The sequence below is a fragment of the Luteibacter aegosomaticola genome, from assembly GCF_023078475.1.
GTDB classification, from domain to species: domain Bacteria; phylum Pseudomonadota; class Gammaproteobacteria; order Xanthomonadales; family Rhodanobacteraceae; genus Luteibacter; species Luteibacter aegosomaticola.
Genome location: NZ_CP095741.1, coordinates 3,160,326 through 3,186,071, shown reverse-complemented (window position 1 = coordinate 3,186,071; position 25,746 = coordinate 3,160,326). Strand labels below are relative to the sequence as shown.

Below are 25,746 nucleotides of genomic sequence, written 5' to 3'. Positions count from 1 at the left end.
TGAGCCGTGGCGGCTAACGCCGCCGCGGCAGCCACAGTTCCAGGGTCGCGGCCTTACCCGTGCCCGGCGGCAGGGCCACCGCGCGTGCCTTCACGTGGGCCAGTTCGGGTAGCGTGGTGTTCGCCCACGTGACGAGCGCCGTGGCGCAAGCCGCTCCACTTGCCGGATAGAGCACGGTTGGTGCGCGCCATTCGAAGGGTGCGCGCGTGCCGTTGCGCGAGGCGCTGGTGCTGACGTTCTCGATACCTGGCACCACGACGCCCAGCGCCTGGATGCGTGCCAACACGGCCGTCGCAGCCGTGCGGCTCGCCTCGTCGTACACCTGCGTGTACAGCGTATACGGCTGGCCTGGCTGCCCGCAGGCCTGGGTGACCTGCACTGCAAGATCGGCGGTCGAAGGCTGCGGGGCCAGCTCCGCTGGCGGCGCCGCTGCCGCAGCCGTTTCGGTGATGGGGGCGGGCCGTTCCGTGGCCACGGCATGGCCTCGGTGTTCTCCGCCGCTGTCAGCAGCGGTGGGCGGTTCCGGCATGGCAGCGGCTTCGGGCGGCGGCGGAGGCGGAGGCTCCGCCATGGGCGGCGGTGGTGCGGGCGGTGGCGGTGTGGCAGCTGGCGTCTCGGTGCCCGTGTCCGCGAGGCTCGTGTCGATGGCCTGCGTCGGATCGCGCCAGCGGTCGTAATCGCGCATCGCCGATTGCCATGCCGTGGGTGGCACGCTGGTGCGCCATGCCAGCACGTTGGCGTAGTACTCGCAGCTGGCTTGTTGCTGCGCATCCACGGTGGCATCGCAGGCGTTCGACAGCGGCTGTACCAGGCCGGCAAGGCGTTCACGCAGGCGATCGGGCATCTGCACGGTGGCGAGGTCGTGCAGCAGGTCGTTAATCTTGCCGTCGAGCGTCCCGTCATAGGCCACGCCGGGTTGCAACGATCCGCCCAGCGCGACGGCCTTGGCGGTGATGTCCTGGGTCTTCTGCTGCGTGGCCGCTTCGGCGGCCGCATCCTGCTTGCGGGCCGTGTCGAACGCCTGCCAGCCGGCGAGCGCTGCGGTAAACAGCGCGCCCAGGCCGATCGACGTTCCCACCGTCGTCGCCATCTGCCGGAACCGGCTGGGTGGTGCGGTCGCGGCCGTGAGCGCCGTGGCCTGCGTGCCAACCACGGTCCCTTGCCATGCCCACGCATGCGCGTTGTCGAGGAGTTCCGCGGTCACGGAGCCGCCAAGACAGACGCCGAGCTGACAATAGCTCTCCCACTGCGATTCGCTGAAGAACTGCTGCGCCGTGCTCTGCTGCGGGAAGGTCGGCTCGCGATCGGCATAGCCCGCGACGTCCAGTGGCAGGCCCTCGGGTAGCCTGGGTTTCACGATCAGCAGCGTCCCCTGCGCGCCGCTGGCGTACGCGATACGTGCCAGCAGTAGATGCGCGGCGCCGGGATCCGAGGTCATTGTGTCGGGCGTGCCGAACAACGGGGCCGCAGGTCCTGCGATCTCGGCAAGCTGCAGCGGATCGACGAAGGCGATGCCAGCGTCGTAATCGATGCGCGCCTTACGCACCAGGTTCTCGACATCAGCGAAGCGGTAGTCGGGATCGGCGCCGCAATCCACCAGCACCACCAGTTGCAGTTCGCGCTTCAACAGCGTGTAAACGCCGGTGTTGTCGAAATGGCCGCCGTCGCTCAGGTACCAGTCCGCATCACGCAGGCCGGGGAAGCGCGCGAGCATCTCGCGCATCAACGCCTGGTACTTCGCGACGATGCCGCGTCGAGGCGGCGGTTCACTGGCGAGGTTGCGCTGCCAGTAACCCAGGCGCAGGCCGCTGAGGAAGAGCAGCGCAGCGGTGCCCGACTGGGTGAGCGAACCCATGCCGGAGCCGACCGCCGCGCCGGAGATGGCCACCCATTCGGCGAGCGTCGTCTTCGCGAGCGTGGGCAAGATCGATGCGTCCGGTCCGTGCGTGCCCGTTTCCACGCCGAGTGCACTCACCGAAAGGCTCACGCCTTTGCGATCCGCGTTATACGTGCCCGTGCGGTCGTCCACGGTCTGGTTGATGCAGCAGTTCACCAGGTGGATCGGTCCGCCATGGCGGTGCGGCGCGTAGTCCGTCAGCGCGACATCATCGCCGGGCAGCAGCTCGGTCACCTTGACGATGGCTTCGGTGGTATCGCGCGTCACGGGCGAAAGCATGGGCGAAGGGAAGCGCGTGCGCGCGGTGTTTCCCGGCGTGGGCGCATTCCCGACGGCGACGTAAGTGCGGGCGAGTCGCGAGCGATAGAACAGGTGCAGCGAGGATTGATTGAGCTGCCCCATCGAGCGGCCATTCATCAGCAGATACACCGTGACGACCAGCGCCGCGGCTAACCAACGCACCCACGCGTGCTGGAAGATGCCGCTGCCGCCCTGGTCGGGCGGGAACACGAGGAACTGGAAGATCGTGGTCCAGAACAGCACGATCAGGCCCAGGGTGAGCAGGCCGAGTATTTGCACGATCGTGCCGGTAGGCAGCTTCGTGCCCGATTTCCCGCCGTTGCCAGCCAGTGGCATGACGGCACGCACCACGGCAAGCAGCAAGGTCGCAAGGCCGGCGCTGGTGAACAGCCCAACGCCCGGATGCAGGCTGCCCAGGCGCGAGCGCACATACCAGCTGAGCAGGTCGATCGCGCCGAGTAACGCCACGAGGCCGAATAGCACGAGGAACCCGGCAAATGCGCGTGCATAGCGCACCCGGTTGGCCTCTTCACTGCGCAGCGCGGAGCTGATCCGCGCTGTGATCCACGCCAGCGGGGAGGGGCCGAAAAACAACGCGCACGCGGTCCACAGGCCCTGTTCCACGGGATCCTGCGCGGACCAGGCACGCCAGGCCAGCGCGACGCTGGCGAATCCCGCGGCGATCGCCGTCACGATCCCCGCGAGGGTGACTCGCCCTAGGAACCAGTATCCGTAGCAGGCGATGGCAGCCATGGCGGCGGGGATCGGCAGCAGCCACCACCACAGGCTGACGATCACGGGCAGCTCCCAGCGCCCTTCAGGCAAGGCGGTGTAGCCCAGGTGGGGAAGGGTGATCAGGCAGGCCAGGACGACGGCCAGTACGGCCACTTCGACCTGCGTGGCGAGAAAGCCCCGAAGTTGGGTGCTCCAGGTTTGGAACAGATCGCCGGCGCCCGCCGGTGCGAGGAAGCGGCCGTTGTTGCGAAGCCACCAGAGGAATGACGTGTCGTCCCGGGCAAGTCCTTCCTCGACGGCGTTGGCACCGCCGCCTTCGCCCGCATGGAATAGCCGTCCGAACGCCGAGCCGGCGTAGCCTCCACCGGACACCGTCGACAGGTAGTCGAAGCGATGCAGCAGCTTGTGCCGGGCAAAGGCACGCGCCACGCCAAGGCAGAAGGTCGCGCTGCGGATGCCCCCGCCGGAAAACGCCAGGCCGCTACGTGGAGCGTCGGAGGGAATGCCTGCCTGCGCGCGGCGCGCGGCCAGGGCCTCGTCTTCGAGCGTGGTCGCCATGCGCCTCTCCCCGGGCCGCGTACCAGCGGTCGGTTGTAGACCCGGGGGAGGGGCGGCCACAATCGGCCAGTTGGCTTACCCCTTCAGAGCGAACAGGCCGGATGGCGATCCGGGACGACCTTCTCGTTTTTCAGCCCGGGCTTGTCGTAGGGCAGGTAGCCCTCCCAATACCAGGGAAAGCAGGTCTTGCCGAGCGTGGCCTGCATCAAAGCCGGGAAAATCGACTCCGCATGGCTCGAGTTGCTCATGATGAGCACGCAGTCCTTCGATCGCTCCAGGCACACGAAGACGTTGTTGGTGCCATCATCGTGTCCTCCTTTGAAGAACGCTGGGCCGCGCGGTGAATTGAACGTCCCCACGCCCATGGCGTAGCCCAGCGAAATCGCATCGTTGTCGTTGCTGTCCGGCGTGCCGATGGTCGGGAACTGCTGCACCGACCGGATCCGCACCACCGGCTTCAGCCAGGTAGCGTACGCCGCCTTCGAGAGGCCGTCGCCGCGAACCATGGCGGCGACGAGGTTGGCGTAGTCGTGGATCGTTGTGTCCATGGAGCCCGCGGCGCGCACGGAGCCACGCTGGTTGTGCTTCACCGTCTTGCCGTCCATGTCGTAGCCGGTGGTGTTGTTGTCCGCGAAGTCATCCCGCCAGGTCATGCTGGTGCGGGTCATGCCGTAAGGCTTGAAAAGGCGATCCTGCATTAGCGTGCCGACATCGATGCCTTTGCCGTTCTCGATCACGAACTGCAGCAGGTTGATGCCTTCGCCGGAGTAGCCGTACTTCGTGCCCGGCGCCTGGTAGAACTTCAGTGGCGCGTTGGCGTCGTAATCCTTGCCTGGGGGCCAGAAGCGAAAGTTGGGAAGCCGGAGCGATGGCTGAGCAACAGCGCGGGCGTGAGTTTCCGCCAGCGTTCGTCGCCAGCGAGGTCCGCGTACTTGGGGTACTCGGGCAGCGGCTTCGGCAAATCGCCGGCGATGCTGGCATCGAGGTCGAGCTTCTTCTCGTCCACCAGGCCCATCAACGCGTAGGCGAACGCGGCCTTGGTCAGCGAGGCTGCGTACATCACCGTATCGGTGGTGAGCGGCAGCTTCTTTTCCGTGTCGCGATAGCCGTAGGCCTTCACCGAAACGACTTTGCCGTCGCGTATCACGGCGATGGCGAGGCCCGGTACGTCAGCGGCTTTCATCAGCCCCGGCACCGGATCTTCGGCGGCGAGGGCAGGGAAGGCGGTGGCCATGGCGGCCGTGAGCAGAAGGAAACGCAGCATCGCACCTCTCCTCATGAAGACGGCCTCCGAAGAGGCCGTCGCGTTGGGGTGGATCAGGAATCGTCGCGCCAGCGGCGGAACCATATCGCACCGGCGATCATCGCCACACCTGCCACGGCACCGATCCAGGTGGAGGGATTGGCCAGGGCGCTGTAGTGATACGCCAGGTCCAGGCTGTTCAGCACCGAGGCAGGATCGTCATGGCCATGCATGATGATCAGCTCGTTGTTCTGGCCGACCCAGCCACCCGGGACCAGGCTGCCCAGCATACGGCCCACCACATTCGTCCAGAACCAGGTGCTGCCGCGGTTGAACAGACCCATCAAACCGAACCAGCTGACTACGATGCCGGCGCCGACCGGGAGGGCGATCGCCCAGAGGAACGGCTTGCTGCGTGCCCAGGCAGAGCAGAGCATCAGCCAGCCCAGCGTGGGCAGTGCCCAGATGGCGTACAGCGGGAGCAGGGCCAGCAGGGTGAACACGACGCGGAACGGATGGGCTTCCATCAGCAGGCGCCAGGCCGGCACGCCGTGGAACGTAGCGAAAATGGACACCACGACCATCAGCAACAAGCCAGCGATCACGCCGGTGACCACCGCGATGGCCGGGGCCACCACCACCGCGCTTGCCGCCTTCGACAGCACCGTGTTCGTATCCGACAGCGGCAGCGACTTCCAGAACAGGATGCTGCGATCACGGCGGTCGTCGTACAGAGCGCCCAGGCAGTAGAAGAAGACCACGATGGCCATCACGCCCAGGATCAGGAAGGTGACGCCGTAGAGCGTCATGTCCAGCACGGCGCCGGCCTGCACGAGGTTGTCGGCATCGAAGGCGCGATCGAAGTTCGTGTTGAAGTGGTTGTCCGTTCCGGCCCAGCGGCGGCCCATCACCTCGGCGGTGATCAGCAGCATGACGTTGAGCACCAGCGCGATAAGCCCGGCCACGATGGGTGCCGTGATGAAGCCACCCTTGTGTTCCCAGAACTCGCGCCTCACCAGCCAGTAGAAGCTTTTCATGCGTAGGTACCCCTCATGGTGGCGACGAAGAGGTCGCCGATCGACGGGCGCCGCACCTCGCCCAGGTTCTCCAGCTCGCGGCGGCTGACGTTGTCGAACAGGAAGATGCTCTTGCCGAACACCTGGCGCTCATCCAGCGGCTTCAGCTCGCGGGCTGCCGCGGCCATCTCGGCATTCACCAGCACCTCGGCAAAACGCTCGCCCAGGCTGTCCATATCGGTGTCGAGCACGATCTTGCCGTCGCGGATGAACATCAGGTCGGTAAGGATGTGTTCGATCTCTTCCACCTGGTGGGTGGTGACGAGGATGGTCTTCTCCTCATCGAAGTAGTCTTCCAGCAGGGACTGGTAGAACTGCTTGCGGTAGAGGATATCCAGGCCCAGGGTCGGTTCATCCAGCACCAGCAGCTTCGCATCGATCGACATCACCAGGGCCAGGTGCAGCTGCACGATCATGCCCTTGGAAAGCTGCTTCACCTTCTGCCCCGGCTGCAGCTTGGTGCGGGCCAGGAAGGCATCGCACTTGGCGCGGTCGAAGCGGGGGTGGGTGTTGGCGACGAAATCCACGGCGTCGCGCACCTTCAGCCAGCGGGGCAGCACCGCCACATCGGCGATGAAGCACACCTGTTCCATCAGCTTGCCGCGATCCTTGCGCGGGTCCAGGCCCAGCACGCTCAGGTGCCCATCAAAGGTAGTGAGGCCGAGGATCGCCTTGAGGGCGGTCGTCTTGCCGGCACCGTTGGGGCCGATCAGGCCGACGATGCGGCCGGATTCGATCTGGAACGAAGCACCGTCCAGGGCGACCTGGTTCTTGAAGCGCTTGGTCAGGCCATTGGCGGTAACGACCGCTGTCATGACGGATCCTCCGTGGAGCCAGGGGCTTCACGCATCAGGGTTTTCAGGTCGAGGCCCATGCGCTGCAGGCGGGCGAACAAGGCCGGCCATTCCTCGCGCAGGAAGCGCTCCCTCTCACTCTTGAGCAGCGCATCGCGCGCTCCATCGATAACGAACATGCCAAGACCCCTCCGTTTCTCAACCAGTTGTTCGTCGACCAGCTCCTGGTACGCCTTGGATACGGTCAGCGGGTTGATCTGAAAATCCCCCGCGACCTGGCGCACCGACGGCAGCGGGTCGCCTTCATTCAAGGCGCCGTCCAGGATCATCGCCACGACGCGTTCGCGTAGTTGGCGATAAATCGGGACGCTGTCGTTCCAGGTGATGGACATGTAGTTATTCCTTAGCCGTGTGGCTCAATGCATTGCCAAACGAATAGTAGGGCATGGCGAGCTGCGCGCTGATAAGCGCTGCAGCGCGATCTTCCGCGCTGCGCCGCAGGGCGGCAGCTGCTGAATCCAGGGTGGCTTCGCTCAGGAGGGCGGCCTCGCGCACATCGGCGTCGGTGGGCCGCACTTCGAGTGCCGGCAGGTCGACGACACGGGTGCCGTTGACGAAGTGCGGTGCGGCGACCATCGCGGCAGCACGGTCATCGAAGGAGCGCAGGGCGAACACGCTGGTGCCGGCGATCAGGACGGAAGCGGTCAGGGCGATGAGGTTCGGCGCTTTCATGGGAATACTCCAACTCCGATGAGGTGCTGCGTGGTGCTGTGGGTTACAGGGACGCGACGTTGTCGCTGCTGTCGGCGTAAACGACGACCGGGGCGAGGTTCGTGACGTGGGTGCCGTTGATCTCAGTGAGCGGTGCGACGGCGACGGAGGTGCTGTGGAAGCCAACCAGTGCGGCGACGGCGATGGCGAACGAGGCGGCGAGGGCGGCGTAGTTCATGTTGTTGGTCGGGGTTTTCATGGTGCTCTCTCCTGTAGTGCTGTGGGTGACCGGTGTTGTAGTGAACTATAACACCTAATCAGAGGCCGTCAACTGAAATCTTCTGGATTTCCATATGACTTATGGCCTATGCCGGGTTTCGGGCTGTGCTGGTGCGGTAGCGAACCGGGCACCTCATCGGATGCGCCGACCCGCGAAATGGTTGCAATCCGGACATTGCCGGAACCTTGCGGCGTTTCGATACGGCTCGCCTTTGGCATCGCGTGGCTCGGCCTTTGGCCATCGCTTTGGCGCTCGGACGTGGTCGCAGGAGAGCCCTCGGCGCCCACCCTCGCTGCTCAGACAGGTCCTCGTCGTTCGAAAAGGAGTGCCGCTGACGCGGCAAATGTACTTATTGCCCTACGGGCGCGAACCGGTCGCCGGGCGGGGGTTTGAAACTCGCCATCCTGGCTCGGTTTCAAACGAGCGGCCCTCCATGGCCGCTCCCGCCTTCGGCGGCTGTTCCCGCCCGTCGCCCTCGCCTGCGAAACTCGCCTCGAGGGTGGGCGCCGAGGGCTCTCCGAGGCACTGAGGTTTCGTGAGAGGAAAGCCGGCAACGGGGCCGTCGCGGCATGCCTTCTCGCCAGAGGTACAAACCCACCCCCCGTAGGAGCCCACCCTGTGGGCGACGCCGTTCGCGGCAGACCCCGGATATTGCGGCGTTCGGCCCTTGATCGGTCGTGTCGTGCGACAGGGCCTGAGCGTTGAGGCGAAAGATGTCGCCCACAGGGTGGGCTCCTACTGTCGTTTGTCAGGTGTGGGGCGCCGCCAGGCCAGCCGTGCTGGCGGCGGTGGCTTTCCAACCGATCTGCCTCAGTGTGTCCGAGAGCCCTTGGCGCCCACCCTCGAGGCGAGTTGTCGGAGACGAGGCGGGCGGACGGGAACAGCCGCCACAGGCGGGGCCGGCCATGGATGGCCGGTCGTTTGAAACCGAGCCAGGGAAGGCGAGTTTCAAACCCCCGTCCGCACGCCGGTTCGCGGCCGTAGGCCAAATAGGTACACATGCCGCGGAGCGGCATTCCTTTTCGAACGTTGGAGACTTGTCTGAGCAGCGAGGGTGGGCGCCAAGGGCTCTTTCCGGAAACGTCCGAGCGCGAACGCGATGGCCAACGGCCGAGCCCCGCGAAGCCGAAGGCGAGCCGGATCGAGCCGCCAAAAAGAAAGGCCGCGATCTCTCGCGGCCTTTCCGGGAACAACGAAGCGAAGACGCTTACAGCTCGGCGCGGAACTCGATGCCGATGATGCGCGGGTCGTTCACGAACGCGGTCCGATTGTTGAAATCGATACCGCCCGTGATCACCTTCTTGTTCGTGATGTTGCGGCCGTACAGGGCCACCTCACGCTTGCCGAAGTCCCAGTTGTAACCGACGCGCATGCCACCTTCGAGGAACGGCTTGCTCTTGAACTCTTCCGAGTCGTACAGGAAGAAGTTCACTTCGCTGCGGTAGTTCCAGTCGGTGTAGATGAAGAACTCGCCGCTCTCGCCGTACGGGATGCCGTAGCGAGCCGTCCAGGTGCCGATCCACTTCGGCGCGTTCGGCAGCGGGTTGCCGTTGATCAGCGCATTGCCGTCGGCATTCAGCGGATCGATCACGGTGCAGCCACCGCCGCACGGAGCCACCGCCAGGTCGCGGTCCTTCAGCTCGGTGTGGTTGTAGCTGCCGCCAGCCGTCATGTAGAAGTTCGGGGTCAGGTAGGCCTCGAGATCGAACTCGGCGCCGTAGCCTTCCGTCTTCTTCGCATTGATCAGCTGGGTGACGTTGGTCGCACCGCCCACGGCCGTGAGCTGCTGGTTGTGCATGTTGTACTTGTAGACGTCCGCATTGAAACGGATCTTGTTGTCGTCCGAGGTCGACTTGTAGCCGATTTCATACGACGTGATCGTTTCCGGCTTCGCCGTCGAGATGCTGTTGGCGAAGTTGATACGGCCCTGCACGCTGGGCGCGCGGAAGCCATTGGCGACGCGGGCGTACACGTTGGAGTTCTTGGTGAGCTGCCAGGTGCCGGTCAGGTCGCCGCTCCAGCGCGAATCGGTCGGATCCGAGGTGAGCGGACCCACCGGGCCGGTGAAGCCCAGGGTGCGGTCGGCCTTGAAGTCACGCTTATCGTGCGACCAGCGTGCGCCGGCGCGGACATCGAACGTATCGGTGAAGTTGTAATCGGCCGAGCCGAACAGCGCGTACGCCTTCGTGCGCTGGGCCTGGTTCACCCAGCCGTTGAGCACGTGGTTGTTGAGCGTGTCGTACGAGAAGTTGGTGATCGCGATGTCTTCATCGAAGTAGTACGTACCGACCTGCCACTTCAGGCGCTCGGCCGTGTCGTTCGACAGACGGAACTCCTGGGTGATCTGGCGATCCTTCGGCAGCGCGTCGGCGGTTTCCGAGTAGAACGGGGTGGTGCGGTTCGTGTAGCTCGGCTTGGCCGGCGTTTCCGAGGCGTCGTAGCCGCCATCGACATCGCCGAGGCTGTACGTGGTCGCGCGCTCGAGGCCGGTGATCGACGCGAAGTTCAGGTCGCCGAAATGCCAGTTCAGGTGCAGGTTGCTGCCCCAGGTGAACAGGTGCTGCTTGTTGTTGCCATCCTGCGAGACCGAATCACGATCGAAGCCCGGCACGAACTGGTCGCCGCCCGGGGTGATCGAGTTGGCGCGGTTGACCATGGCGCTGCCATCGAGCCAGCGGGCGTGCACGTTGATCAGTGCATCGAACGCGTCGGTGGCCTTGTACAGGGCCTGCAGGCGCACGGCGCGGTCGTTGTAGCCGCCCAGGTCGTCCTTCTTGCCCTTGTAATCGTTATCGATCCAGCCGTCGCGGTGCTGGGCGAGGGCGGACACGCGACCGGCCCAGTTGCTGGCCAGCTTGCCGCCGAGCGCGGCTTCCGCGTTGGCGGTGCCGTACGAGCCGTACGAGACGCGCGCGTAGCCTTCGGTTTCCTGGGTGGGCTTGCGCGATTCGAACTTGATCACGCCGGCCGGCGAGTTACGGCCGAACAGGGTGCCCTGCGGGCCGCGCAGCACTTCGACCTGCTCGAGGTCGAACAGCGGGAAGCCCTTCAGGATCGGGTTCTCCTGCACGATATCGTCGTACACCATCGAGACCGGCTGCGAGGCGTTGAGATCGAAATCGCTGTTGCCGAGGCCGCGGATGTAGAAACGCGGGAACTCGCGGCCGTACGAGGTTTCGGCGTACACGCTGGGGGCGCGCGACGCGAGCTGCAGGACGCCATCACCGGCCTGGCCGAAGGCTTCGAGCTTTTCGCTCGTGAGCACGGTCATGGAGATGGGTACCTTCTGCAGGTCTTCCGTGCGCTTTTCAGCGGTAACGGTGACCGTTTCGAGGGTAGCGGTCTTCGCTTTGTTAGCGGGCGGCGTGGCCTGCGCGGTGTCCTGGGCGAACGCGGAACCGGCCGAAAGGACGGTGGCGATGCTCAGGGCAATAGCGAGGCGACGCGGCATGCGGCGCGTGCTTGCAAGGGACATGATGTTTTTTCCGCCTGGTGGGGGTACTGGGATGGAAACCGGCCCTCGCCAACGTACGAACCGACGTACGGTGCCAAAACCCCTGACGGGGGCCGAGCTTCGCAAATTATCCCCCGTGACGCGGTCATGACGGAAGTGTTGCGTTTACGTAACTTGCGAAATTCCGCGCTTATTTCCGGGTGTGTCATGGGAGTGACATACAGCCGCTCTAACGTGCCGCTCCGTTCGGCCTTCGAACACGATGCCGACAGAAGACGTCGGTATCGCCGACGTTTGAGTATTTTCTCAAACCTTTCGGAGCAGCTCCCCCATGAAGAGACTTCCCCTGGCCGCCGCCTTCTGGACGATGTGCGGAACCGCGGCCGCTGAGGGCGCCCCGCAGGCGGCCATTGAGTTGTACGTGGATACGGCAACCCGACAAATCTTTGCGGAGCCGGGCCCTGGCAGGCAGCGTCTGGGCAAGTTCGTGCAGGCCTCGGATGAGGCTCCCTCCGTCAGTGGCGCGGTCGTGGCGGCGCCGGCTCGGGCCGAAGCACCGGCGGCCGTGGCGGCCTCGTCGGGCGTGGCCAGTGCCACCGCCCCGGCGGGCGCGAGCGCCAAGCCGGGCGCTTCGGCGGCAGCGGCCAAGGCGTGGTACGAGAAGCTGTCGATTCGCGGCTACGTGCAGATGCGCCTCAACGAGGGCCTGGATGATGGGGCGAAGGACCTGAAGTCGCCGGGCGATCGCTTCACGGGCCGCGACCAGGGCTTCGGCATCCGTCGCGCCCGCGTGGTGATCAGTGGCGACGTGAGCGACAGGATGTCGATTTACCTCCAGCCCGACCTGGCCAGCACGCCGTCCGGCTCGACGACCACGCATTTCGCCCAGCTTCGCGACGCGTACGCCGACCTCTGGCTGGATAAGGCGAAGACCTGGCGTATCCGCGCGGGCCAGTCGAAAGTGCCGTATGGCTGGGAGGATCTCCAGTCGAGCCAGAACCGGATCGCGCTGGATCGTGCCGATGCGTTGAATTCGGGTGTTCGCGACGAGCGCGACCTGGGGCTGTTCGCCTACTGGTCGCCCGGCGCAGCGAAGGAGCGTTTCAGTTACCTGCAGAAATCCGGGCTGAAGGGCTCGGGCGACTACGGCATGTTCGGCATTGGCGTGTACAACGGGCAGGGCGCGAACCGTCCTGATCGCAACGACCAGCTGCATACCGTGGTGCACTTCTCCTACCCGTTCAAGTTCGACAACGGTCAGTACCTTGAAGTCGGTGCCGATGCGTATACGGGGCGCTATGTGGTGACGACGGGCTCGGCCACGATCAACGGTGCCACGTTCACCCCGCGTGTCGATGCGCCGGAAGAGGGCAGTGTGGATCGGCGCGTCGCCGCGCACGTCGTGTACTTCCCGCAGCCGTTTGGCTTCCAGGCCGAATGGACCGTGGGCAAGGGCCCTGAACTCGACGTGGCCCGTCGCATCATCCGCACCAAATCACTGCGAGGCGGTTACGCGCAGCTGATGTACAAGTTCGAAAGCAGCTACGGCCAGATGATGCCGTACGCGAAATGGCAGACCTATCGCGGTGCTTCCAAGTTCGACACCAATGCGCCGCATATGGAGGTCAACGAACTGGAAGCTGGTGTGGAATGGCAGCCGAGCAGCGCGGTGGAACTGGCCGTGGCGTTTGCCAACATGCATCGCACCGATGTGAGCACCGCGCCGTATGCCATGGTGAAGGGCAAACTGATGCGCGTGCAGCTGCAGGTGAACTACTAACCGCTGTTGTAGGAGCGCGCTTGCGCGCGATTGGGGCCTTGTCGCGAGCCCCGATCGCGCGCAAGCGCGCTCCTACAGGTCATTTCTTGCTTTTGGTGGCCAGGGATTTTTCGCGGGCGGCCTTGAACTCGCTGCCGTCCTTCCAGGTGGGCCATTCGTCGCTGTTCGCTAGCTTCTCACCCACCTTGTAGTACGCCATGACGTTTTGCATCACGCCGGTGAAGTCCCAGCGCAGGTCGTAGACGTCGGTGGGCTGGTGGTAGCGGTTCTTGTTGTAATCCTCGGCGGCCGCCTGGCCTGCTGCCTTGCCGCCGGTCACCATGTCGATGCCGCCGCCTGCTGCGAGCGCAGGCACGCCTGCTTTGGCGAAGTTGAAGTGATCCGAGCGGAAATAGTGGCCTTTCTCCGGCGTGGCATCGCCTGCCACCACACGGTTATCGCCCTTGAGTACGTCGGCCAGGGTGTCTTCCAGCGTGTTCTGGCCCAGGCCGGTGACGATCATGTCCTTTGTCGCGCCACCGATATCCAGGGCATCCATGTTGATGTCCGCGACGGTCTTGTTCAGCGGGAAGGGCGGGTGCGCCACGTAGTAAGCCGAGCCGAGCAGGCCCGATTCCTCCATGGTCACGGCGGCGAACACCACTGAGCGCTTCGGCTTGTCCTGACCGAACTTCGCCGCGATCTCCAGCATGGCCGCGATGCCCGTGCCGTTGTCGACGGCGCCGTTGTAAATCTGGTGGCCCTTCAGCGAGGGGTCGTGGCCCAGGTGGTCCCAGTGCGCCGTGTACACCACGGCCTCATCGGGCTTGTCGGTACCCTTGACCATGCCGATCACGTTGTTGCTCAGCGAATGCGTGATGTTGCTGTGCAGCTGGATGTTCGCCTTGGCATCGAGCGGAATAGCCTTGAAGCCGCGCACATCGGCCTGCTTCGCCAGTTCGTCGAAGTTCTTTCCGGCTTTTGCAAACAGGCGCTGCGCAGCCTCGTGGGTCAGCCAGCCTGCAACCGGCACGCGCGGTGCGGGGTCTTCGCTCTCCGGGAGGTCGAGTCGCGGCGTGGTCCAGCCGCTCTGCACGACGTTCCAGCCGTACGCGGCCGGCTCGGTCTGGTGCACGATGAAGACAGCGGCAGCGCCCTGGCGTGCGGCCTCTTCAAACTTGTACGTCCAGCGGCCGTAGTAGGTCATTTCCCGGCCCTTGAACAGCTTGGGGTCGTTGCCGTTCCAGCCGGGGTCGTTCACCAGCACGATCAGCGTTTTGCCCTTCACGTCGACGCCGTCGAAATCGTTCCACTGCGCCTCGGGCGCATCCACGCCATAGCCGGCGAAAACGATGTCGGAATCCTTGAGTTCCACGTCGGCCTTGGCCTGTAGCGTGCCGACGACCATGTCCTTGCCAAACGCGAACGCTTCGGTGCCGCCACCCTCGGCGACATCGAGCTTCAGGCTGTCCTGCCCGGTCAGCTCGGTGGAGACGGCGGGTACGGTCTGGACCCACTCGCCCTTATTGCCAGGCTGCAGGCCGGCGGCCTTGAAGGCGGCGATGATGTAGTTCGTGGTCAGGCGCTCGCCGAGCGTGGCTGGTTTGCGGCCGTCGTACTCGTCGGACGAGATCACACGCAGGTGCGCCGCGAAATCGGCCGCGGTGATATCCGGGGTGAAATCATGCTTTTCCGTCGCCACGGCCGGGAGTGGGGGGGGCGGCGAGGTCGACGGTTTGGCGGGCGCCGTGCTGGCGGCGGCCGGGGCGTTCTTGTCCTGGTCGTGGTTCTGGCAGGCGGCCAGGGCCAGGGCGGAGAAGCAGGCGAGGGCGATTCGGCGCATCGGTCGGGGATTCCCTATGGCGTCTGTGGCTCGGTTCCCGAGTGTAACGATATCCGTCCCGCTGTCGCCTGATACCAAGGCGAGTCATAATGGACGGTTTTCCCCGTCTGGAAAGTGCTTCTCCATGCGCATCGGCATCGACTTTGGTACCAGCTATTCCGCCGCCGCGGCCGTGGTGGACGGCCAGCTCCAGCTGGTTCGCTTTGGCGAGGAGCGCCAGTTTCGGACCGCCGTGTTCTTCCCCGAGGTCGTCCCTGACTTCGATGATTTCGTGCTGACCCCGGTACTGGAAGGCCAGGTCGACACCATCATCCGCGCCACCCGGGCCGACGAGCGCCGCACAGGGCGCACACCGCGCCCCGAGGGTGAGGTGCGCCGCGACGCGATCCGCGTGGTTCGCCGCCAGTGGATGGAAGAGCGGATTCGCGAGGCATCGGCGTCGTCGGTGGCCAGCTTCCAGGATGCCCTGTTCGGCCAGGAAGCGGTCCAGGCCTACCTGGAAGAGGGCACGGGCAACCTGATCGAATCGCCGAAATCCATGTTCGGCTACAAGCTTGACCCACGCGTCCGCAAGACGATCGTGAGCATCGCGGCACACATCCTTGAGCATGTGCGCCTGACGGCGACGCGCCAGTTCGGCGCACCGGTCCGCGAGGCCGTGATCGGCCGTCCGGTCGAATTCCGCAGCTCCATGGGGGCAGCGGGTGGCGAGCAGGCCCTGGGCATCTTGCGCGAGGCGGCCGGCGTGGCCGGCTTCGACAGCGTTTCGTTCCTGGAAGAGCCGGCGGCGGCGGCCATGCACTACCACCTGTCGCTGGCTGATCGCCAGCGCGCCCTCATCGTCGACATCGGCGGCGGTACGACCGACGTGGCCTACGCGGAGCTTGGCGCAGGCGAGGCACCGGTGATGCACCGCAGCTGGGGCTTGCCCCGCGGTGGTACCGACCTCGACGTCGGCATGAGCCTGCACAGCCTGATGCCGCTGTTCGGGCGGGATGATTCGGGCGTGCCTATCCACCACTTCGTGGAGGCCGCGAGCGTCCACAACCTGCCCAAGCAGCGCGAATTCCGTAAACAGGACTACCGCCGCATCGATGAGCCGTATGCCTCGCGACTGCGTGCCCTGCAGGGCACAGGTGCCACGACGCGGCTTAACCAGCAAGCTGAGCGAATGAAAATCGAGCTGTCCGGCGCGCCGCTGGCGATGGCTGACCTCGATTTCATCGAGCCGGGCCTTTCCAGCCAGGCCGTGAGCCAGGATTTCCAGGTGGCATCGGAGGATTTCCTTGACCGGATGGCCCGTTTGCTTACGGAAGCCCAGGGCGATATCGCCGAGCCGCCAGCCAGTATTTTCCTTACCGGCGGTACATCCCGCTCCCCGCAGGTACGTGAACGGGTGGCTGCGAGCTTCCCCGGCATTCCCGTGGTTCACGGTGATCCCTCTCTTGGTGTGGTTTCCGGACTCGCTCAGGCGGCACTTTTGCCAGATTCATCAAATGTTTCGGCGACCCTGTAAGCTAAATCGGCAGATTCACAAATCGCTGGCATTTCCTCCCTTACACGGTTAGTTATAGCGACCGGGCACTCGCTTTTTCGGCGAGTGTCAGGGTGCCGAGGGAGTAAAGTGCGGGCGTGGGCCCGCCTGGGTCAACGCGGGGGTGCGTATGGGACAGTGGAGTGGATCAATCGGAGGCGGTGGCATGAGGGGTGCCATTCATATCAACCACAGGACGCAGGAGGGGCTGGCATGACGCGCCCCATCGACGTGCAAGGTCTTGAGGATTTCGATCTCGTCACGCTGGGTGCCGCCATGGGCGTCTGCGAGGTCGACCTCCTGACGCTAAGTCCCGCGAGGCCGCGGGCGGCAATTTCGTCCCGATCATTCGACGGGGTCACGTATTTCACGGCGCATCTGGATTTTGATGTGCGTGGATCGCTGACCGTGCCGGACGACTCGTGCATCCTCATCTACATGCACGAAGCCGGTGAGCGCAGCTGGTGCCAGGGCGTAGGCATTGAATCGGAAATGGCGGTGACGCTGCTGCGTGGCACCCCGACCGATTTCATGTTCGAGCGTGGCACGCGTTTCACGCTGGTGGTCGCGCCCTACGCGCGCTTCCGCTCGCGCTTCATGGCATCGGACCATGCGGACGTGGATATGGCGGCGCAACGCCTTCGCCTGTTCGCGGTGACGTCCGATCCGTTGAAACGTGCGTGGCGGCAGATTCGTGACCGCGTGCGCGATAGCGAAGACGATGGCTTTGGGCCGATTGAGGATTTGCTCGACGAGCATATCCGCGTGGCTCTGTCGTCTTCCTCGGAAGATCGCCCCGTGGCGTCGCGAGGGCGCCGTGCCCACTATCAGGTCATGCGCCGCGCCGAACGCTTCATGCGGGCGAACCTGCGCCGGGACATTTATTCGCAGGAGCTTTGCCAGGCGGCAGGGGCTAGCGAGCGTGGCCTGCGCTACGCGTTCGACGACCTGCTTGGCATCCCGCCTAACCGCTACCTGGCCATGCTTCGCCTGTGCACGGCCCATCGCAGCCTGGTTACCGCGGAAGCGGGTCGCCGCTCGGTCAAGTCGGTGGCGCTCAGCTGCGGCATGTGGGATCTCTCGCGCTTTGCCGAGAAGTACCGCAGCGTGTTTGGCGAACAGCCGCGCGAGACGCTCACCCGTAGCGTGCCGGATGACCTCGCCCTTGAAGAGCTGGACGATCTGTAAATCGGTGCCCGGCACGCCGCTATGCCGTTTAGGCGTAGTGGCGTGCCGTCATTGATTACCTCGTTCATCCACGATCGCGTCTAATAGTCCCTTCAGTGCGCATCGGCGCACACAGGGGAAATCACGATTGTGAAGGCCAGGGCGACGGCGGGACAGGAGTCAGTCAACTTCGGGTTGCCTTTCTCGGGGCGTAGCGGTATTGGTAGCGCAAGTCCAAACTTGCATCACATGCCGAAACGACTTGATATCCGGCTTTTAGCCCCCTCCGGTTATGCGGAGGACCGTGCCGCCTGCCAGCGCGCCATCGAACGACTGCAAGCCGCCGGGCATACGGTGCTCGGCAGTGGGGTGGTAGATCGCGTGGCGTTGCGTTTCGCCGGCAGCGATGCCGAACGCGCGGCCGACATCAACCGCCTCGCTGACCCCGACCATCCCCTGCCGGATGTCGCCATGGCGATCTGCGGTGGTTATGGCGCCATCGCCTTACTTGATCGCCTCGATTACGACGGCCTGAGAGCGCGTTTCTCGGAAGGCCAGTGCGTGCTCGTGGGCCACGGTGATTTCACGGTCATCCAGTGCGCAATGCTTGCCCGCTGCGGCGTCGGGAGCTTGCATGGGCCCATGCTCGTGCAGGACTTCGGCGGCGGATACCTCCGTGAAAGCACCTGGCGGCAGTTCTGGCAGACCCTGCAAGGCCCGTCGATGGAAGTGGGTTGGGCGTGTTGCGAGCGCGATGCGCCGATGCGCCTGGAAGGCACCCTCTGGGGCGGCAACCTGTCGGCGCTGTGCAGCCTGGTGGGGACGCCCTACATGCCTACGGTCAAAGGCGGCATCCTGTACATCGAGGAGACCGGTGAGCAGGCGTACCGCATCGAACGGATGCTCTACGAGTTGCTCCTGGGCGGTGTGCTCAAGGACCAGCGCGCCATCCTGGTCGGTGGCCTGGGTGGCCAGCGGGTGAGTGAATACGATAACGGCTACGACATCGACCACGCGCTGGAGCGTTTCGGCCAGGCGTGCGGCTTACCGATGTTGCGTGGCCTGGCGTTTGGCCATGGGCCCGAGAAGTGGACTCTGCCGTTCGGCGCGCATGGCGTGCTCGAGGTACGCAACGGTAATGCCGTGCTTACCGCACACGATTACCGGCATGTCATGGCGGCCGCTGGCTCCTGAGCCAGCGGCCGGTCCGTCAGGCTGTGACTTGCGTGGCGCCGATGACGCCGATGAACACGATGGACAGCATCCAGAAACGTGCGGGATCGCGCCACACGCACACACCCAGGCAAACCACGCCGAGCGTGCAGGAAACGATGCCAGCGGCCGTGAGGCCGAGCGCAGCCAGTGAAGGATCGCCGCCCGAAGCGATAAGCATGGGCCGGAAGATCGCGTACCAGGCCAGGACGAGGCAGGCACCACCAACGATGCCGAGTAGCCAGTTGGATGGATGGTTCTTAGGAAGGAGCTGGACGCCAAGATAGATGGCAAGAACGACGACAGCGAAAACCATGAGCAGCAAAGCCATGCATTAACCCCTTTGTCGTGGCTCGCGGTCCCCACCGCTTGAGCCGTCCGACCGAGCATGGACCATGATGTGGCTCAGGTCATGCTGCGCCGCGCCACCCGAAGTTGCCCTCCATGCCCCGGTTTCGTCGCCCCTCGTGGCGTTTCGTCGGATAACCGGAGCCGCCGGGCGAGTGGCGAAGTATGCTCGCGGCCATCTTCAAGGAGTTCCACGCATGGCCAGCATTCGTTTCCTTGTTCGCTTGATCGCCGCCTGGGTGGCCGCCCTGTGCGTGCTCCTGGCGACGTGGAGCTCCCTGGATATCGATCGTGACTTTCCGACGATATTCACGCTCATGTGGTTCGTGGGCCTGCTGCTGGCGCTGGCGCGTGGCGTAAGCCATCTGTACCGCGTCCGCACGATCGCGGGGCGCATCGATGCGGAGACCATGGCGAACCGCCAGCGCCGCCGCGTGGAGGTGCCCTACGACAGCGAGGAAACGCTGGATATCGTGGAAACCGTGGTGCGCGGGGTGCCCGATATCCAGGATGTTTCAGCGGCCAGGGGCGGCCTCCAGGTCCGCGGTGTCATTCACCATATCGCCCAGGCAGCCACCGGCGTGCCCCTGCGGAAGCGCCGCCCGAGCGACCCGTTCCAGCGCAATACCCGGATCAGCGCATCGGTCGTACCCGCCGACGGTACCTGTACCGTCCTGTTCGTCTGCGAGCCGGATAGCGGTGCGTGGACCGACTGGTTCAATCCGGATGGTGGCGTGTCGCTCGAGTACGCCGAGATACTGGTACGTGCGCTGACGCAGCGGATCAACGAGCGCCGCCATCGCGAGCGCGCGGACGCAAGGCAAACCTCGATGGAAAAGGAGCTCACCGCGGCGCAGCTGAGCCTTCTGCAGGCGCAGGTTGAACCTCATTTCCTCTACAACACGCTGGCCAGTGCGCAGGAGCTCGTGCGTACCGATCCGGCCCGCGCCGACAAGATGCTGGGGCACCTCATCGATTACCTGCGCCGCTCCCTCCCGCGGATGGATGGCTCGCTGTCGACCGTGGGCCAGGAGCTGGAGCGTTCGACGGCCTGGCTGGAAATCATGCGGTTACGCATGGGTGAGCGGCTTTCCGTGCATGTGGACGTGCCGGAGTCCTGTCTCGCTTACGCCATGCCCTCGATGATGCTGCAGACGCTCGTCGAAAACGCGATCAAGCACGGGCTTGAGCCCAAGCCCGGTGGTGGTGGCATCTGGATTCGTGCCGCGTGCGATCCGGTCGGCCTCTCGCTTACGGTCGCGGACGACGGCATGGGCTTGCGCATAGACGGCAGCGGCAGCGGCATCGGCTTGAAGAACCTGCGCGAGCGCCTGCGCCTGACCTACGGAAACGCGGCATCCTTCACGATCGGGAACAACTTCCCCAGCGGCGTGGCTGCCACGATCACGCTGCCGGTCATGGAGGGTGCTCGTGCCTAAGTGCATCCTCGCCGAAGACGAAAAGCTGCTCTCCGCCGCCTTGCAGCGTGAGCTGGCGAAGGCGTGGCCTGACCTGGAGGTTGTGGCGGTCGCCGAAGACGGTGGCACGGCGCTCGATGCTATCGTCGAGCACGCGCCGGATGTCGCCTTCCTGGATATTCGCATGCCGGGTTTGACGGGCATGGAAGTGGCAGCCGCTGCCGCGGATGTGAGTCCGCGTACCCTGGTCGTATTCATCACCGCGTATGACCAGTACGCCGTCGATGCTTTCGAGCGTGGTGCGGTCGACTACCTGTTGAAACCCGTATCGGCGGACCGGCTTGCGCAAAGCGTGACACGCTTGCGCGCGCGTCTGGCCGAGGTCGAGAAGCACGCCGCCAGGGCAGGGCGCCTGGCGAAGGATATGCGCGACCAGTTCGATAACGCGCCGCCCGAGCCGCTCACATGGATCACGGCAAGCACAGGGCGCGCTACGCGATTGATCCTCGTCGAGGACGTGATCTATTTCCGTGCCGATAACAAATACACGCTCGTAGCGACCGTCGATGGTGATGCGCTCCTCAGCCGCCCCATTCGCGAACTGCTTGAGCAACTCGATCCGCGAACGTTCCGGCAGATCCATCGTTCGACCATCGTCAACCTGCGCCAGGTGGCGTCGGTGGAAAGGGACGACGGCGGCAGGGGCTGCCTGCATCTGCGCGGACGTCCCGAGACTCTCACGGTGAGCCAGCCGTTCATGGCCATCTTCCGGGCCATGTAAGGAAAGGAGACCCCCATGAGCTTCCTGCTAGCGATTGCGTACTGCTTCCTGAATTTATTTGGCTACCTGCACTGGCAACACGACGGCCGGATGGTCGCTTTCACGCCGGTATCGGCCTGCGTGGCGTCGCCAGCCCCGGGCGGCAGCCCGGGGCCGGCCCACGTCAGGGGTTACTGGCGGGGGACCACCGTGAAGGTGATCTTCGACGGGTGTTCGGCATCGTGGTGCACCACGTTGTGCGCGATGACGCCCTTGGTCTCGTCGTAGTTGTTCCCGCCCGTATTGAGGTTACGGTCGAAGCGCGGGAAGTTGCTGCTCGACACCGCCACGCGAAGCTTGTGGCCCGGGAAGAAGAAGTTGCTGGTATCGATCGGCTGGAAGGTGACCTTGTAGGTCTCGCCATCCTTCATCCACACCGGCGGCTTGTCGTAGCCCTCGCGGTAACGCATGCGCTGGATGTTCTCGGTGAGGTTGAACGCGCGGCCATCCGGGTAGACGTCCATCACCTTGAAGGTGAAGTCGGTGTCCTTCGCATCGGACGACACGTACAGCGTCACCGTGATCGGGCCGGACACTTCCGTGCCTTCCTTGAACGGCTCGGAGTCATACACCAGGATGTCGTTGCGGGCGAGCTGGGTGTTCTGGTCGAACGAGCCGAACTTCACCGCGTTGCCCTGGCAGCAGCCGCCACCACCGAACGTGGTCACCGGATTCATCGGGTCGTAGAGGAAGCTGTCCGGGTGGTCGGTGCCACCGGCTGCCGCGACGAGCTTGCCGTCGCCATACAAGGTGTTCGCCTTGCCGCCGCTCGTGAAGTACAGGTCGTGGGTGACCGCGCCCACCGGCGGCCAGGTCTGCGTGTTGTGCCACTTGTTCTCGCCCATCACGTAGTACATGACCTTGGGCTGCTTATCGACGACCGGGCTGTCGACACCCTTCAGCCACTTGTCGAACCAGCCGTAGACGAGCGCATCGACGTCGAACCGCGCATCGCCGACATCGAGGTCGCCGATCATGGTGTGCTCGGTGGCTCGCGAGTAGCCGCAGTGCAGTGATGGCGAGATCACCGCGTACTGCTGATCCGCGATGTCCTTGGGAGCCGTGGCGCGCACGTGGTTATACGCGGCGAGGTTCGGTGACACCGAAACGTCGAACCAGCTCATGAACCACAGGCCCGGCTTGTTGATCTTCATGTTGTCGTGCCACAGGCCGCCCTTGTACCAGGCCGGGCTGTTCGGCGTACGCGCGATCATGTTGCCGCCCGTGGGCACGTCCATCGCATCGGCGAAGATGCCCTTCGGGCCGCCGGCGTTCTTCATGATGTCCTTCTCGGGCAGCGTCCAGAAAGCCTTGTCCCAGTCGATCTCCGGCGGCTGCGAGTCGAGGTCGAACAGCTTGGACGCGGCGATGAGGTCGGCCTGCGAGGTGTTCGCCGGGAAGCTTGGGCGTACCTGGTTCTGTTCCTTGGTGAGCCAGGCGATGAACAGCATCTGCACCGCACCACCGCGGTACCAGTTGCCTTGCTCGAAGTAGGGCCCCACGCGGCCGACGCCGGCGCCGAAGCCCTGGACGTTGAACGTAGCGAGACCCGGGGTGTTCTGGGCCACCACGGCCATCTGCCATTCGGCGGTGGACGAGCAGCCGGTGGTGCCGACCTTGCCGTTAGACCACGGCTGGGCGGTGATCCAGTTCACGGCATCCACGCCGTCGGACAGCGGCGCGCCGAGGATCTCGTAGTTGCCTTCCGAGAAGTAGTGGCCGCGCTCGTTCATGTCGATATACGCGTAGCCGCGCTTCACCGCTTCGAGCTGGCGGGTCATGTCACGCGGTGCGCCGAGCTTCACATCCCAGAAATTGAAGTTGTACGGGGTGCGCACAAAGATCGTCGGAACCTTGCCGCTGGCGTTCTTCGGGCGGTACACGTCGGCGGCCATGCGCTTGCCGTCACGCATCTTCACCATCACCTTGCGGTCGATGACGGCGATGTCTTCAAGCTTTTGTTCGGTGTCGTTGCGCTTGGCGATCATCGCCTTCTGTTCGGGCGTGAGCACGGCCTGCGCAGCGACCGGGGCCGCGATAAGGGCAAGGGCGGTGGCGCCTAGTGCGACCGACAGCGCGGTCCTGGCGAAGTGGAGGGCAGGGCGCTTGGGTCGCATGGGCAGTGGCCTTTGGGCTCGGGACGATCATCCGAGTCTGGCAAACGCACCATGGCAGGTAAATCGTGACTTCCGGCAGGGTCAGGCTTCGGGCACCGGTATGCCGTAGCGAGCCAGGATGGCCGAGACCTCCGAGCTCACCCAGTCGAAGTATTCCGGCCCGGCGGCTTCGAGCACGGCATTGGATTGCGTCGCGAAGGTCGGCCAGAACGCGTCCGGATCCGGATTGTCGCGCAGCCCGGCGGCCACCTCGGTGTCGAGGCGCGTGAGCATGCTTTGCAGGTCGTCACGGTGGCTCATGGCGCACAGGGTAACGCGCGTATATGTCCGCAAGTCGTGTACAAACCTGCTTCACCTCAACTTTAGACGAAGCGTGCCAGTGTCGTCGTGACCAGCGCGTGGTCTTCGGCCGAGGGGAGACCGGATGCGGTGATGGCGCCGATGACCCCGAGCCCGCGCAGGCGCAGCGGATAGCCGCCGCCGTCGCTGGCATGGTCGGCTGGGGCCAGGCCGTAGCGCTCCTCGAGGCTCTGGTTCGCCTTTGCCAGCTTCATGCCCACGGCAAGCGTGCTGGTGCCCAGGGCGAGCACGGTGTTGCGCTTGCGGCTGATCCAGTTGCCGTGGGAAACATCCGTGCCGGGCAGTGCCGTGTGGAACAGCGGCCGGTCGCGCAGGCTGATATCGATGGCGATGGCGGCGCCCTGGGCTACCGCAGCCTCGCGGAGGGCGTTACCAAGCGCCCAGGCCAGCTCCAGCGTGAAGCGATCGAACTGGAGGGCCTGCTCCTCGGCGGCGAGCGATTCGAGCGTATGTTCAATCATGCAGCGATTGTATGCCGGTATGCTCCCCGGCACGTCCCATCATTCGTGCCGGCCATGTCATCGACCACGACCTTCGAGTTCGTCCTCATCCTGCTCGTGGCCATCGTGGCGCTGGAGCTCATTGCCCGGAAGCTGCGCCTGCCCACCGCCGCGGCACTGCTGGCCGGTGGGGCGGGGATCGCGTTCCTGCCGGGTGTGCCGGCAGTGAGTTTCGATCCGGAGCTGGTGCTGATCGTCTTCCTGCCCCCGCTTCTTATGGACGGCGCCTACTACACGGTGTGGTCGGATTTCCGCCGGTACCTGGGCGGGATCCTGTGGCTGGCGGTGGGGGCCGTGATCTTCACCACGCTGGTGGTGGGTGCGGCCGTGCACTGGATCGTGCCGTCCCTGCCGTGGGCCGCGTGCTTCGCGCTCGGTGCTGTCGTGTCGCCGCCGGATGCCGTGGCGGCAAAAGCGGTGCTGGGGAAGGTACGGCTGCCGCGCCGGCTGATGGTGTTGCTCGAGGGTGAGAGCCTGCTCAACGATGCGACGGGGCTGGTCCTGTTCCGCTTTGCCGTGGCCGCGGCGCTCACCGGGGCGTTCAGTGCGAGCGGTGCGTTGATGAGTTTCGCCGGCCTGGCGGTGGGTGGCATTGCCGTGGGCGCTATCGTCGGCGCACTGGTGGTGCTGGTCCTGCGCCGCATCGACGATGTGTTCCTGGCGATCACCGCCTCGTGCCTGGCGCCGTGGGCGGGCTACATCAGCGGCGAAGCGTTGCATGTGTCGGGCGTCATGGCGGTGGTGACCACGGGCATCATCTTCGGCTGGTTCCAGCACGAGGTGTTCTCCGCCAATGCGCGCGTCCGTGGCGGCTCGTTCTGGGCGGTGATGATCTTCATCCTTGAAGCATTGGTCTTCATCCTTATCGGCTTTTCGCTGCGCGGCGTCATCGAGCGCCTGGGTGGCGTCGGCAATACGATCGACCAGCTCGGCGTGCCGATCCTGGTGGTGGTGGGCGCCGTGGTCGTTTCACGCTTCGCTTGGGTGTATGCGACCGATTACCTGCGCGTGCCGGTGCTGCGAGCGTTCGGCAAGAAGCCTTCGCCGCCATCGCCGAAATCCTCGTTCCTGCTCGGTTGGGCGGGTATGCGCGGCGTGGTGACGCTGGCCATTGCCCTATCCCTGCCGGAAAACATGCCGGGCCGAGACCTGACCCTTGCCGCGGCATTCGCAACGATCCTTGTCACGGTGGTGGTGCAGGGCGGCACCATGGGGCCGGTTATTCGCTGGCTCGGTCTGGATCGCAACGTCCACGCCGAGGGTAATCACCTCAACGAGATGCAGGCCTATATGCATGTCGACGCGGCGCAGCTCGAGGCCGTGAAGGCCCATGCATACGATGCGGATGGCAAGCTAATCCACCCGCGTCTGCTGGAGCAATACACGTACCGCGCGGAAATCGCGCAGCGCGTGGTGGATGAAGCCCGCTCGATCACCGATGACCGCGAGGCGCATTACGACGTGGTGCTCGCGGCGCTGGCCGCAGGGCGCGTGGAACTGCTCCGCCTGCACCGCGCGGGGCATATCCACGACGACTTGCTGCACTATCTCGAGCGCGACATCGATTTCCAGCAGATCGCGGCCGAAAACGACCGCCAGGGCCCGGGGGACTAAGTCCCC

At 64.9% G+C, this 25,746-nt stretch carries 19 protein-coding genes and 1 pseudogene; 7 read left to right on the top strand and 13 right to left on the bottom strand.

The window, feature by feature from the left end; genetic code table 11:
* Window positions 1-13 precede the first annotated feature (13 nt).
* From L2Y96_RS14025 to L2Y96_RS13990, 8 genes and pseudogenes are all read right to left on the bottom strand, one after another.
* On the bottom strand, window positions 14-3,490 hold the full coding sequence (locus tag L2Y96_RS14025; RefSeq protein ID WP_247327260.1) for a patatin-like phospholipase domain-containing protein: 3,477 nt from the start codon (window positions 3,488-3,490) through the stop codon (window positions 14-16).
* 83 nt (window positions 3,491-3,573) lie between these two features.
* A pseudogene (locus L2Y96_RS14020) lies at window positions 3,574-4,673 on the bottom strand (serine hydrolase domain-containing protein).
* Window positions 4,674-4,807: 134 nt separating this feature from the next.
* Complete coding sequence (locus tag L2Y96_RS14015; RefSeq protein WP_247327257.1) at window positions 4,808-5,770, bottom strand: hypothetical protein; 963 nt, start codon at window positions 5,768-5,770, stop codon at window positions 4,808-4,810.
* Window positions 5,767-6,624 (bottom strand): ABC transporter ATP-binding protein, encoded by an 858-nt coding sequence (locus L2Y96_RS14010; protein ID WP_247327254.1) that lies wholly within the window; start codon window positions 6,622-6,624, stop codon window positions 5,767-5,769. Before L2Y96_RS14010 ends, L2Y96_RS14015 begins: the two co-directional genes overlap by 4 nt.
* A complete protein-coding gene (locus tag L2Y96_RS14005) occupies window positions 6,621-6,995 on the bottom strand; it encodes a GntR family transcriptional regulator (protein ID WP_247327251.1) in 375 nt (124 codons plus the stop codon). The genes L2Y96_RS14010 and L2Y96_RS14005 overlap by 4 nt, the downstream gene beginning before the upstream one ends.
* Before the next feature lie 4 nt (window positions 6,996-6,999).
* A complete protein-coding gene (locus tag L2Y96_RS14000; RefSeq protein WP_247327248.1) occupies window positions 7,000-7,335 on the bottom strand; it encodes a hypothetical protein in 336 nt (111 codons plus the stop codon).
* A 43-nt stretch (window positions 7,336-7,378) separates the two neighbouring features.
* Entirely contained in the window at window positions 7,379-7,573 is a 195-nt protein-coding gene (locus L2Y96_RS13995; protein WP_247327237.1) for a hypothetical protein, read from the bottom strand.
* A gap of 1,228 nt (window positions 7,574-8,801) precedes the next feature.
* Window positions 8,802-11,069 carry a TonB-dependent receptor gene (locus L2Y96_RS13990; protein WP_247327236.1) on the bottom strand — a complete coding sequence of 756 codons (2,268 nt, stop codon included), beginning with the start codon at window positions 11,067-11,069 and terminating at the stop codon, window positions 8,802-8,804.
* A gap of 310 nt (window positions 11,070-11,379) precedes the next feature.
* Between L2Y96_RS13990 and L2Y96_RS13985 the strand changes: the two genes are divergently transcribed.
* Window positions 11,380-12,828 carry a porin gene (locus tag L2Y96_RS13985; protein ID WP_247327234.1) on the top strand — a complete coding sequence of 483 codons (1,449 nt, stop codon included), beginning with the start codon at window positions 11,380-11,382 and terminating at the stop codon, window positions 12,826-12,828.
* 79 nt (window positions 12,829-12,907) lie between these two features.
* Here L2Y96_RS13985 and L2Y96_RS13980 read toward each other — a convergent pair whose 3' ends face one another.
* Entirely contained in the window at window positions 12,908-14,650 is a 1,743-nt protein-coding gene (locus L2Y96_RS13980) for a M28 family metallopeptidase (protein WP_247327232.1), read from the bottom strand.
* A gap of 124 nt (window positions 14,651-14,774) precedes the next feature.
* Between L2Y96_RS13980 and L2Y96_RS13975 the strand changes: the two genes are divergently transcribed.
* From L2Y96_RS13975 to L2Y96_RS13965, 3 genes are all read left to right on the top strand, one after another.
* Entirely contained in the window at window positions 14,775-16,166 is a 1,392-nt protein-coding gene (locus tag L2Y96_RS13975) for an Hsp70 family protein (protein ID WP_247327230.1), read from the top strand.
* Between the two features lie 231 nt (window positions 16,167-16,397).
* Window positions 16,398-17,372 (top strand): helix-turn-helix domain-containing protein, encoded by a 975-nt coding sequence (locus L2Y96_RS13970; RefSeq protein ID WP_247327228.1) that lies wholly within the window; start codon window positions 16,398-16,400, stop codon window positions 17,370-17,372.
* A gap of 228 nt (window positions 17,373-17,600) precedes the next feature.
* On the top strand, window positions 17,601-18,545 hold the full coding sequence (locus tag L2Y96_RS13965) for an LD-carboxypeptidase (protein ID WP_247327226.1): 945 nt from the start codon (window positions 17,601-17,603) through the stop codon (window positions 18,543-18,545).
* A gap of 16 nt (window positions 18,546-18,561) precedes the next feature.
* Here L2Y96_RS13965 and L2Y96_RS13960 read toward each other — a convergent pair whose 3' ends face one another.
* Entirely contained in the window at window positions 18,562-18,894 is a 333-nt protein-coding gene (locus L2Y96_RS13960; RefSeq protein WP_247327223.1) for a hypothetical protein, read from the bottom strand.
* A gap of 214 nt (window positions 18,895-19,108) precedes the next feature.
* On the opposite strand from L2Y96_RS13960, the gene L2Y96_RS13955 reads away from it, so the two are divergent.
* Together L2Y96_RS13955 and L2Y96_RS13950 are read left to right on the top strand one after the other, a co-directional pair.
* On the top strand, window positions 19,109-20,350 hold the full coding sequence (locus tag L2Y96_RS13955; RefSeq protein WP_247327221.1) for a sensor histidine kinase: 1,242 nt from the start codon (window positions 19,109-19,111) through the stop codon (window positions 20,348-20,350).
* Window positions 20,343-21,110 carry a LytR/AlgR family response regulator transcription factor gene (locus L2Y96_RS13950; protein WP_425492424.1) on the top strand — a complete coding sequence of 256 codons (768 nt, stop codon included), beginning with the start codon at window positions 20,343-20,345 and terminating at the stop codon, window positions 21,108-21,110. The genes L2Y96_RS13955 and L2Y96_RS13950 overlap by 8 nt, the downstream gene beginning before the upstream one ends.
* Window positions 21,111-21,280: 170 nt before the next feature.
* Here L2Y96_RS13950 and L2Y96_RS13945 read toward each other — a convergent pair whose 3' ends face one another.
* From L2Y96_RS13945 to L2Y96_RS13935, 3 genes are all read right to left on the bottom strand, one after another.
* The gene (locus L2Y96_RS13945) at window positions 21,281-23,266 is read right to left on the bottom strand and encodes a CocE/NonD family hydrolase (RefSeq protein ID WP_247327216.1); all 1,986 of its coding nucleotides are present in this window, start codon (window positions 23,264-23,266) and stop codon (window positions 21,281-21,283) included.
* An 81-nt stretch (window positions 23,267-23,347) separates the two neighbouring features.
* The gene (locus L2Y96_RS13940) at window positions 23,348-23,566 is read right to left on the bottom strand and encodes a hypothetical protein (protein WP_247327215.1); all 219 of its coding nucleotides are present in this window, start codon (window positions 23,564-23,566) and stop codon (window positions 23,348-23,350) included.
* 62 nt (window positions 23,567-23,628) lie between these two features.
* A complete protein-coding gene (locus tag L2Y96_RS13935; RefSeq protein ID WP_247327213.1) occupies window positions 23,629-24,087 on the bottom strand; it encodes a heme-degrading domain-containing protein in 459 nt (152 codons plus the stop codon).
* Window positions 24,088-24,141: 54 nt separating this feature from the next.
* Between L2Y96_RS13935 and L2Y96_RS13930 the strand changes: the two genes are divergently transcribed.
* Window positions 24,142-25,740, top strand: coding sequence for a Na+/H+ antiporter (locus L2Y96_RS13930; RefSeq protein WP_247327211.1), 1,599 nt, complete (start codon window positions 24,142-24,144; stop codon window positions 25,738-25,740).
* The last annotated feature ends 6 nt before the right edge of the window (window positions 25,741-25,746 follow it).